The 10,690-nt window shown below is 70.9% G+C and carries 9 protein-coding genes and 1 tRNA gene; 7 read left to right on the forward strand and 3 right to left on the reverse strand.

What is annotated here, in order from left to right; translation table 11 throughout:
- A partial coding sequence (locus ACXJKL_RS06025; protein ID WP_457206156.1) for an ACP S-malonyltransferase occupies positions 1-359 on the reverse strand: 359 nt, incomplete at its 3' end.
- 98 nt (positions 360-457) lie between these two features.
- Positions 458-1,633, reverse strand: coding sequence for a PucR family transcriptional regulator (locus ACXJKL_RS06030; RefSeq protein ID WP_457206157.1), 1,176 nt, complete (start codon positions 1,631-1,633; stop codon positions 458-460).
- 238 nt (positions 1,634-1,871) lie between these two features.
- On the opposite strand from ACXJKL_RS06030, the gene ACXJKL_RS06035 reads away from it, so the two are divergent.
- The gene (locus ACXJKL_RS06035; RefSeq protein WP_457206158.1) at positions 1,872-2,831 is read left to right on the forward strand and encodes an alpha/beta fold hydrolase; all 960 of its coding nucleotides are present in this window, start codon (positions 1,872-1,874) and stop codon (positions 2,829-2,831) included.
- Between the two features lie 6 nt (positions 2,832-2,837).
- Here the strand turns inward: ACXJKL_RS06035 and aceE are convergent, their stop codons facing one another.
- Positions 2,838-5,618, reverse strand: a complete 2,781-nt coding sequence (aceE, locus tag ACXJKL_RS06040) for a pyruvate dehydrogenase (acetyl-transferring), homodimeric type (protein ID WP_457206159.1) — start codon at positions 5,616-5,618, stop codon at positions 2,838-2,840.
- 173 nt (positions 5,619-5,791) lie between these two features.
- Here aceE and ACXJKL_RS06045 point away from each other — a divergent pair, with 173 nt between their 5' ends.
- The 6 genes from ACXJKL_RS06045 to ACXJKL_RS06070 all read left to right on the forward strand — a co-directional run.
- Complete coding sequence (locus ACXJKL_RS06045) at positions 5,792-6,223, forward strand: DUF3052 domain-containing protein (protein ID WP_457206160.1); 432 nt, start codon at positions 5,792-5,794, stop codon at positions 6,221-6,223.
- Positions 6,224-6,275: 52 nt separating this feature from the next.
- Positions 6,276-7,913, forward strand: a complete 1,638-nt coding sequence (locus tag ACXJKL_RS06050; RefSeq protein ID WP_457206161.1) for an AMP-binding protein — start codon at positions 6,276-6,278, stop codon at positions 7,911-7,913.
- The gene (locus tag ACXJKL_RS06055; protein WP_457206162.1) at positions 7,910-8,377 is read left to right on the forward strand and encodes a peroxiredoxin; all 468 of its coding nucleotides are present in this window, start codon (positions 7,910-7,912) and stop codon (positions 8,375-8,377) included. Before ACXJKL_RS06050 ends, ACXJKL_RS06055 begins: the two co-directional genes overlap by 4 nt.
- 149 nt (positions 8,378-8,526) lie before the next feature.
- Positions 8,527-8,601 (forward strand) — tRNA-Val (locus ACXJKL_RS06060).
- Between the two features lie 72 nt (positions 8,602-8,673).
- The gene (locus ACXJKL_RS06065) at positions 8,674-10,206 is read left to right on the forward strand and encodes an AMP-binding protein (RefSeq protein WP_457206163.1); all 1,533 of its coding nucleotides are present in this window, start codon (positions 8,674-8,676) and stop codon (positions 10,204-10,206) included.
- A gap of 34 nt (positions 10,207-10,240) precedes the next feature.
- Positions 10,241-10,690: Nif3-like dinuclear metal center hexameric protein (locus ACXJKL_RS06070; RefSeq protein ID WP_457206164.1), on the forward strand; the 450-nt coding region annotated here is incomplete at its 3' end.

Consider the following 10,690-nt stretch of genomic DNA (forward strand, 5'->3'; position numbering starts at 1 on the left):
GCGTTGCCCCGCTCGCGGACGAGGACCATCGCCTGCTCCGCCGTGATCACCCGGGCGCCCGCGGCGGCGGCGATCTCACCGACACTGTGGCCGGCGACCGCACCCACCCGCTGGAAGGCGTCGCTGGGGTGGGGGAAGAGGTCGAGGGCGGCGATCAGTCCGGTCGCGACCAGCAGCGGCTGGGCGATCTCGGTGCGCCGGATGGTCTCGGCGTCCGCCTGGGTGCCGTAGTGGGCGAGGTCCAGGCCCGCCACGGTGGAGAGCCAGTCGAACCGGCTGGCGAACGTGGGGTCCTCGAGCCAGGGCTCGAGAAATCCGGGGGTCTGGGCACCTTGGCCGGGAGCGACAATGACGAGCACCCCTCAAGAGTGGCGGGTCGGGCCCCCTGCGCGCCGGGTCGATGCGCACGAAAAGAGCACCCGATTCTTTGTGGGATCCCTACAAAAGGTGAACGTCGTCACTCGCGACCGGACTGCCGGCCAAGGACGAGCGCGATCTGGATCGTGAAGGCGTCGCGTGGTCGGGTCGGCGTGAGGCCGGTGACCTCCGCCGCCTGCTTGAGCCGGTAGCGGACCGTGTTGGGGTGCACGAAGAGGGTGCGTGCGGTGGCCTCGATCGACCCTCCGTGCAGGAAGTACGTGGCCAGGGTGTCGATGAGGGTCCCGCGAGCGCCCATGAGCGGGAGGTAGATGTCGTCGACCAGGCTGCGCCGCGCGTGGCCGTCGCCGGCGAGGGCGCGCTCGGGCAGCAGCTCGTCGCTGCGGACGGGCCTGGGTGCCTGCGGCCAGCCGGTCGCGGAGCGGTGCGCCGAGAGGGCCGCGCGGGCCGACGCGTGGGCGTGCGAGAGGTCCGGTGCACCCGGCCCGACGACGACGGGGCCCTCCCCGAAGTGATCGACGATCCGCAGCGCCGACTTGTGGGGATCATCCACCCCGCCGAGGATCACCACCAGGCGCTCGCCCTGGGTCGCGCACAGGGCGTCCATGCCGCAGGCGAGCGCGGTGCGGCGTACCTCCTCGAAGACGTCGGTCTCCGTGCGCTGGGCGGGGATCCGGCCCAGCACGACCGCCACGTCGCCGCGAGCCCCCCAGCCGAGGGCGCTGGCGCGCGAGAGCACCGTCTCGTCGGCCTCGGAGCGGAGGACGGCGTCGACGACCAGCGCCTCGAGGCGCGCGTCCCAGGCGCCGCGGACCTCGGCGGCACGCGCGTAGACCTCCGCGGTGGCGAAGGCGACCTCGCGGGCGTACCGCAGCACCRCCTCGTGCACCGACGGAGCGTCCGCGGGCTCGAGGATGTCGTCGATGTTGGCCTCGACGACCTCGATGGTGAGACGCACGAGGTCGACGGTCTGCTGGAGGGTGATCGCGCCGGTCAGCTCGCGCGGAGCGGCGCCGAAGACGGAGGCGGACAGGGGAGCGGACATGCCGCCACCGGTGTCGCCGTACCAGTCGACGAAGCCCTTGACGCCGGCCTGGACGATCACCCCGACCCACGAGCGGTCCTCGGCGCTGAGGTCGTCCCACCACGACATCCGGGTGGACATGGCGCCGGTGGCGGCCGTGCTCAGGCTGCCGGTCGCGCGCTGGAGCGCGGCCGAGATGCGGTCCCGCTTCTCCTGCTCGGCCCGGCCCATGACCCGAGGCTAGTCACACGGGCACCAGCCGTCACCCGGCGGTCCGCCAGGGGCGCCCGCTGGCGTCGCTGAGGTAACGAATGGGACGCAAAGAGGGCAAAACCCCCTCTGGCGTGGGACGAAAGACCCTTGACAGGAACGTGTTCTGCTTCAATCGACCTGTGATCGACATCGCAGCACCATCTCGGGAGACTCGGTGAGCTCCGGCCGAGCACCTGTGCAGCCACAGGTCCAGCACGTGACGATCCACGGGCACCGGCGCGCGTACGTCGTCACCGGCTCCGGGCCCGCACTGCTCCTGCTCCACGGCCTGGGCTGCGACCACACGACCTGGGCGCCGGTCATCGAGTCGCTGGCCCGTCGCTACACCGTGATCGCCCCCGACCTGCTCGGGCACGGCGAGTCGGACAAGCCGCGAGCGGACTACAGCGTCGGCGGCTACGCCAACGGGATGCGGGACCTGCTCACCGTGCTGGGCATCGACCGCGTCAGCGTGGTCGGCCACAGCTTCGGCGGTGGCGTGGCGATGCAGTTCGCCTACCAGTTCCCCGAGCGCACCGAACGCCTCATCCTCGTCGCCTCGGGCGGCCTCGGTCCCGAGGTGACGCCGGCGATCCGGGCGATCACCACGCCCGGCTTCCAGCAGGCCATGGGCCTGCTGACGCTCCCCGGTGTCCGCCACGTCGGCACCACCGGGATGCGGGCACTCGCCGCCACACGGGTCCGCGCCGCGCGCGACCTGGGCGAGCTGGCCGCGATCTACGACTCCTTCAAGGACCGCCGCACCCGGGCGGCGATCCGGCACGTGGTGCGGGCCGTCGTCGACTGGCGGGGCCAGATCGTGACCATGTCCGACCGTGCCTACCTCACCGACGCGATGCCCATGTGCGTCGTGTGGGGCCGCAACGACCAGGTGCTCCCGGTCCGGCACGCCGCCAACGCGGCGGTGCTCGCGCCCAGCGCCCGGGTCGAGATCATCCCCAACGCGGGCCACTTCCCGCACAAGGACCACCCGCAGCGGTTCGTGAAGATCGTCAACGACTTCATCCGCTCCACCGAGCCCGCGGAGTACGAGCGCGAGCGGTGGCGCGACCTGCTGGAGAGCGGGCCGGACCTCACGCCACGCCAGGCCGAGGCCGGTGACGCGCCGGTCGCGCCGGTGCACACCCTCGATCCGAGGACGGGCACCGGCGCCTGACCGGGCTCAGGCGTCCCCGCCCTCCTGCTTGACGTCCCTGACCGCGGTCGGGTCGTCGATGCGGTACTTGGCGGACGCCTCGGTCACCGTGTCGACGGAGATCTCGCCGGCGTCGGCGAGCGCCTGGAGCGCCTGGACCACGACGCTCTGGGCGTCGATGTGGAAGAAGCGCCGCGCGGCCGGTCGGGTGTCGGCGAAGCCGAACCCGTCGGCGCCCAGCACGCGGTAGTCGGCAGGCACCCAGCGGGCGATCTGCAGCGGCACCGCACGCATGTAGTCCGACACCGCGACGACGGGGCCCTGGACGCCGGCCAGCTTGTCGGCGACGTACGGCGTGCGCTTGGTGTCGGCCGGGTTGAGCAGGTTGTGCTCCTCCGCGGCGACGGCGTCGCGGGCCAGCTCGTTCCACGAGGTGACCGACCAGGTGTCGGCCTGGACGCCCCACTCCTCGGACAGCATCCGGGCCGCGTCCGCGACCCACGGGTAGCCGACGCCCGAGGCGAGCAGCTGGACGCGGGGGCCCTCGCCCTCGGCGGTGCTGACCTTGTGGATGCCCTTGAGGATGCCCTCGACGTCGACGTCGGCGGGCTCCGCCGGCTGGCTGACGGGCTCGTTGTACACCGTGATGTAGAAGATCACGTTCTCGGCGTCGGCGCCGTACATCCGCTCGAGACCCGACTGCATGACGTGGCTGACCTCGTAGGCGAACGCCGGGTCGTAGTGCACGACCGCCGGGTTGGTCGCCGCGAGCAGCGGGGAGTGGCCGTCGGCGTGCTGGAGGCCCTCACCGGTCAGCGTGGTGCGACCCGCGGTGGCGCCGATGAGGAAGCCGCGCGCCAGCTGGTCGGCCATCGCCCAGATCGAGTCACCGGTCCGCTGGAAGCCGAACATCGAGTAGAAGATGTAGAACGGGATCATGTGCTCGCCGTGCGTGGAGTACGCCGAGCCGGCCGCGGTCGCGGAGGCCATGGCACCGGCCTCGGAGATGCCCTCGTGCAGCATCTGGCCCTGCGCGGACTCCTTGTAGGAGAGCAGCAGCTTGCGGTCGACCGGGTCGTACTGCTGGCCGCCGGGGTTGTAGACCTTGGCGCTCGGGAACATGGAGTCCATGCCGAACGTGCGGTACTCGTCGGGAGCGATGGGGACCAGCCGGTCGCCGATGTCGGGGTTCTTCATCCAGTCGCGCAGGAGCCGGACGACGGCCATGGTGGTGGCGATCTTGTTCTTGCCCGAGCCCTGCTTGAGCTCGGAGTACATCTCGTCGCCCGGGAGCTTGAGGGAGCTGGCGCGCAGGACGCGGCGCGGGACAGAGCCGCCGAGCTGCTTGCGGCGCTCCATCATGTACTCGATCTCGGGGGAGTCCTTGCCGGGGTGGAAGAACGGCGCGCCGCCGGTCTTCTCGTAGGAGTCCTCGAGGTCGCGGTCGCTGATCGGCAGGTACAGCCGGTCGCGGAACTTCTTGAGGTCCTCGGGGGTCAGCTTCTTCATCTGGTGGGTGGCGTTCTTGCCCTCGAGGGCATCGATCGTCCAGCCCTTGATGGTGTGCGCCAGGATCACCGTCGGCTGGCCGACGTGCTTGGTCGCGGCGTCGAACGCGGCGTACACCTTGCGGTAGTCGTGGCCACCGCGCGGCAGCTTCTCGATCTGCGAGTCGCTCATGTGCTCGACCATCTTGCGCAGGCGCGGGTCGACACCGAAGAAGTCGTCGCGGACGAAGCCGCCGTCCTCGGTGGAGTAGGTCTGGAACTGGCCGTCGGGGGTGGTGTTCATCCGGTTGACCAGGACGCCGTCGACGTCCTTGGCGAGCAGGGCGTCCCACTCGCGGCCCCAGATGACCTTGATGACGTTCCAGCCGGCGCCGCGGAAGTTGGCCTCGAGCTCCTGGATGATCTTGCCGTTGCCGGTCACCGGGCCGTCGAGCTGCTGGAGGTTGCAGTTGATGACCCAGGTGAGGTTGTCGAGCTCCTCGCGGGCCGCGACGCGGATGGCGCCCAGCGACTCGGGCTCGGCCATCTCGCCGTCGCCCATGAAGGCCCACACGTGCTGCTGGGACGTGTCCTTGATCTTGCGGTTGTGCATGTAGCGGTTGAACCGCGCCTGGTAGATCGAGTTGATGGCGGTCAGGCCCATCGACACCGTCGGGAACTCCCAGAAGTCCGGCATGAGCCGGGGGTGGGGGTACGACGGAAGGCCGGCGCCGGCACCGTGCTGGACCTCCTGGCGGAAGCGGTAGAGCTGCTCCTCGGTGAGGCGGCCCTCGAGGAAGGCGCGCGAGTAGATGCCCGGGGAGCCGTGGCCCTGGATGTAGAGCTGGTCCCCGCCGCCGTCGTGGTCCTTGCCGCGGAAGAAGTGGTTGAAGCCGACCTCGTAGAGGCTGGCGGAGGACTGGTACGTCGCGATGTGGCCGCCGACCTCGAGGCCCTTGCGGTTGGCGCTGGAGACCATGACTGCGGCGTTCCACCGGATGAACGCGCGGATGCGGCGCTCGATGTCCTCGTCGCCGGGGAACCACGGCTCGCGCTCCGGCGGGATGGTGTTGATGTAGTCGGTGCTGCGCAGCGCCGGGACGCCTACCTGCTTCTCGCGGGCCCGCTCGAGCAGCCGCAGCATGACGTAGCGCGCCCGCTCGCGACCCTTGTCGTCGAGCATGGCGTCGAAGGAGTCGAGCCACTCCAGGGTCTCGTCCGGGTCGATGTCGGGCAGCTGCGTGGGCAGCCCCTCATGGATCACCGCGCGCGGCTGGGCGGCAGAGGAGGGGGTCTCGGTGGTCTTGGACTCATCACTCACCTGTGCATCGTGTCACGCACGGCCAGCCCGCGAAATCTACCCGTGAGTACGCGCTCGGGAGCGGACGAGGACGCCCGTTGAGCGGGACAGGGTTGCGACACGGCGACAACTCCGATGGACTACCACCCACTTCCGCACTCCGGTGCGGACCACATGACGAACGGAGGCGTGGCGTGAGCTCGACGGTGGGTGGCGGAGCCGCCCCGGCAACAAGTGCCGCAGAGCGACTGGGCATCGGGCCCGGAATGGTCATCCAGGAACTCGGCTGGGACAACGACGTCGACGACGAGCTCAGGGTCTCGATCGAGGACACCATCGACGCAGACCTGGTCGACGGCGACTACGGCAACGTGGTCGACGCGGTCATCCTGTGGTGGCGCCGCGACGACGGCGACCTCGTGGACGGCCTGGTCGATGCCCTGACGGACCTCGTCGGCGGCGGAGCCATCTGGCTCCTGACGCCGAAGGTGGGACGACCCCAGAGCGTGGACGCAGCCGACGTCGCGGAGGCGGCCCCGATCGCGGGCCTCTCGCAGACGACGACGGCGGCGGTCAGCGCAGAGTGGCAGGCGAGCCGGCTGGTCGCACCCAAGACACCCGCCTGACCCTCGGGCGGTCCCGCTGACGAGCGGACCGCCACACACGCAAGGATCCACATTGGTCATCTCACTGCGCGCGCACGCCGCCACGGCGGCCACCACCCTGCGCGTGCTCGGCAGGGCGGGGGTCATCCGGCCCTACGGTCCGCGCACCCTCGTCGCGCTCGGTCGCACCGTCGTCCGGTGGGGGACCGGCCCGGCGGGCGGCTTCGCCTCCCTGGCGGTCCGTGACCSCGACCGGGTCGGCCTGGTCGACGAGCTCGGTGAGCTGACCTTCGGCGAGCTGCACCGCCGCAGCAACGCCCTGGCCCGAGGCCTGGCCGAGCTGGGGGTCGGCGAGGGCGACTCGGTCGCCCTCATGTGTCGCAACCACCGCGGCTTCGTCGACGCGTCCGTCGGAGTGGCCAAGCTCGGCGCCGACCTGCTCTACCTCAACACCGCGTTCGCCGGTCCCCAGCTGGTGGACGTGCTGGAGCGTGAGCAGCCGGTCGTGGTCATCCACGACGAGGAGTTCACCCGGCTGCTCTCCGCGGCGCACGTGGAGCAGCGCCTCATCGCCTGGGCCGACTCGGACACCGCCGACGCGGACCCGGGGACGATCGAGTCGCTCATCGAGAGCAACGACGAGTCCGAGCTCGACCCGCCCGGGCGCCACGCCCGGATCGTGATCCTCACCAGCGGCACGACCGGTACCCCCAAGGGGGCGCCCCGCAACGAGGCCGGCATCGATGCCGCCGTCTCCATGCTGTCGCGGATGCCGCTGCGCCACGGCTGGCGCACCCACATCGCGGCCCCGCTGTTCCACACGTGGGGCTTCGCCCACCTCGCGCTAGCCATGCTGCTCGGCTCGACGGTGGTGCTGCACCGCAGGTTCGACCCGGAGACCGCGCTGGGCATCGTCGAGGAGCACCGGTGCGAGTCGCTCGTGGTGATCCCGGTGATGCTCCAGCGGATCCTGGCGCTCGACGAGGAGGTGCTGGCCCGCTACTCGCTGCCCGGCCTGCGGGTCGTGGCCGCCTCCGGCTCCGCGCTGCCCGGCGCCCTGGCCACCTCCTGGATGGACCACTTCGGGGACAACCTCTACAACATCTACGGCTCAACCGAGGTCGCCTACGCCTCCATCGCGACGCCCGAGGACCTGCGCGAGTCACCCTCGTCGGCCGGCCACCCGCCGTACGGGACGGTCGTGCGGATCTACGACGAGGACGGCCGGCAGGTCCCGCAGGGCACGTCGGGGCGCATCTTCGTCGGCAACACCCTGCTGTTCGAGGGCTACACCGGCGGGGGCAGCAAGGACATGATCGACGGGCTGATGGCCACCGGCGACGTCGGGCGCTTCGGCGGCGACGGACGCCTGTACGTCGACGGACGCGACGACGAGATGATCGTCTCCGGCGGGGAGAACGTCTTCCCCAAGGAGGTCGAGGACTGCCTCGTCGCCCACGACGCCGTGGCCGAGGCGGCGGCGGTCGGGGTGGACGACGACGACTACGGCATGCGCCTGCGGGCCTTCGTCGCCCGCCGGAGCGACGTCACCGAGGACGAGCTGAAGGAACACGTGAAGAACCACCTGGCCCGCTACAAGGTGCCGCGCGAGATCGTCTTCCTCGACGAGCTGCCGCGCAACGCCACGGGCAAGATCCTCAAGAAGGACCTGGCGCACTGGGACGAGGACACCGAGGAGGGGGAAGGATGACGGGCCTCACCCTCGGTGGCGCGGCACCGGACTTCGCGCTGCGCGACCAGTTCGGCCAGGACGTCACCCTCGGCTCCTACCGCGGGGTCAAGGCCGTGGTGCTGCTGTTCTACCCGTTCGCGTTCTCGGGCGTCTGCACCGGCGAGATGTCGAGCATCCGGGACCGGCTCGACGAGTTCATGACGTTCGACACCGAGGTGCTGGGCATCTCGTGCGACCCGGTCTACTCGCTGCGCTCCTTCGCCGACGCGGAGGGGCTCAACTTCCCGCTGCTGTCGGACTTCTGGCCGCACGGCGAGGTGTCGCGGTCCTTCGAGGTGTTCGACGAGTCGCGAGGCGCGCCGTACCGCTCGTCGTACGTCATCGACCGCGAGGGGGTGCTCCGGTGGGCCGTGCACAACGCCAATGCCGAGGGCCGCGACCTCGACCAGCACCTCGAGCAGCTCCGCGCGGCCGTCGACTGAGGACTGGTCTAGACGGATCGACAGGAATTTCGACCGATCTCCCGGAAACCCACGACACCCTTGGACGGCCCTCGTACTGTTGTCAGTGTTGAACCGCTGGTGACCCGAGACGCCAGCGGTTCAACTCATTTCATAGGGTGGTCGGACACGCGTCGGTAGCTCAGCGGTAGAGCACTCGGTTTACACCCGAGCGGTCGGCGGTTCGAAACCGTCCCGACGCACCATCTCCTCACCCCCTCCTCGTCATGCCCGCCGGCGTGCCACAGTGGCGGCAGTCACGACGACGAGGAGCTGCCATGTTCGTCCCCTTCAGCGTCACGGACTTCATCGACCGTGCCCGCACCGTCTACGGCGAGCGCGTGGGTGTGGTCGACGAGCCCGACCAGCCGGCCCCGTCCCTGGGGGGCCTGACCTATGCCGAGCTCGACGCCCTGGCCCGCCGGCAGGCCGCCAGGCTCGACGAGCTCGGCCTCGAGGTCGGCGACCGCGTCGCGGTGGTGTCGCACAACTCGGCCCGCCTGCTCGCGTCCTTCTTCGGCGTCGCCGGCTCCGGCCGGGTGCTGGTGCCGGTCAACTTCCGGCTCCGTCCCGACGAGGTGTCCTACATCGTCGAGCACTCCGGGGCCCGGGTGCTGTACGTCGACCCCGAGCTCGACGAGGCCCTGGCAGGGGTCACGGCCGAGCACCGCTTCGTGCTCGGCGACGACGCCGACATGTTCGCCGCCGAGGGTGTCGAGCCCCGCGCCTGGGAGCCCGACGAGTCCGCGACCGCGTGCATCAACTACACCTCAGGCACCACGGCGCGCCCCAAGGGCGTCCAGATCACCCACCGCAACATCTGGGTCAACGCCGTCACGTTCGCCATGCACGCGGCGGTCACCGACCGCGACGTCTACCTCCACACGCTGCCGATGTTCCACGCCAACGGCTGGGGGATGCCCTTCGCGATGACCGGTCTCGGCGTGCCGCAGGTCGTGCTGCGCAAGGTCGACGGCGCCGAGATCCTGCGCCGGGTCCGCGACCACGGCGTGACCGTGATGTGCGCGGCGCCCGCGGTCGCCGCGGCCGTGCTGGAGGCGGCGCAGACCTGGGAGGGCGAGATCCCCGGGCGGGACAGGGTCCGCATCATCATGGCCGGCGCCCCGCCGCCCACGAAGACCGTCGTGCGTGTCGAGGAGGAGCTGGGCTGGGAGTTCGTCCAGATCTACGGCCTCACCGAGACCTCGCCGCTGCTGACCTTCAACCRCACCCGGGCGGAGTACGACGACCTGTCGGCGGAGGAGCGAGCGCGGCTGCTGACGCGCGCCGGCGCCCCCGCCCTCGGCGTACGCCTGCGGACCGACGAGAACGGCGAGGTGCTGGCGCGGTCCAACGTCGTCCTGGAGGGCTACTGGGAGCAGCCGGAGGAGTCGGCGCGGGCGCTGGACGGCGGCTGGTTCCACACCGGCGACGGCGGCGTGATCGGAGACGACGGCTACCTCACGATCAGCGACCGCAAGAAGGACGTCATCATCACCGGCGGGGAGAACGTGTCCTCGATCGAGGTGGAGGACGTGCTCTTCTCCCACCCTGCGGTCGCCGAGGTCGCCGTCATCGGGGTGCCGAGCGAGAAGTGGGGCGAGACCATCAAGGCCCTCGTCGTGCTCGCCGAGGGGGCCGACGTGGACGAGGCCGAGCTGATCGCGTGGTGCAAGGACAAGGCCGCCGGCTACAAGGCCCCCACGTCGATCGAGTTCCGCGAGGTGCTCGCCCGCACCGCCACCGGCAAGCTGCAGAAGTTCAAGCTGCGCCAGCCCTACTGGGAGGGCCGGGACCGGCAGGTCAACTGAGCGGCGCTGCTCGGCCGGGCGCTAGCCTGCCCGCATGTCCTCCGCCGCGGCCCCCACGCTCGCCGAGGTCGTCGACCTGCTGCACGGCTGGTACCCGCCGGGCACCGCTGACTCCTGGGACGCGGTGGGGCTGGCGGCCGGTGACCCGGCGGACGTCGTACGCCGGGTGCTGTTCGCCGTCGACCCCGCACCCGAGGTGGCCGAGGAGGCCGTCGAGTGGGGGGCCGACCTGCTGGTGACCCATCACCCGCTCTTCCTCAGCGGCGTGCACGGGGTGGCCGCGACGACGCCCAAGGGACGCACGCTGCACACGCTGCTGGCAGGCGGCTGCGCCCTGCTGAGCGCGCACACCAACGCCGACCAGGCGCTCGGCGGGGTCTCGGAGTCCCTGGCCCTGGCGCTCGGACTGGGCGACCTGGAGCCGATCGTCCCGGCCCCGGATCCTGCCCCGGGAGCCGACGGCACCGGCACCGGCCGGGTGGGC

It is taken from the genome of Nocardioides sp. P5_C9_2 (assembly GCF_054049555.1).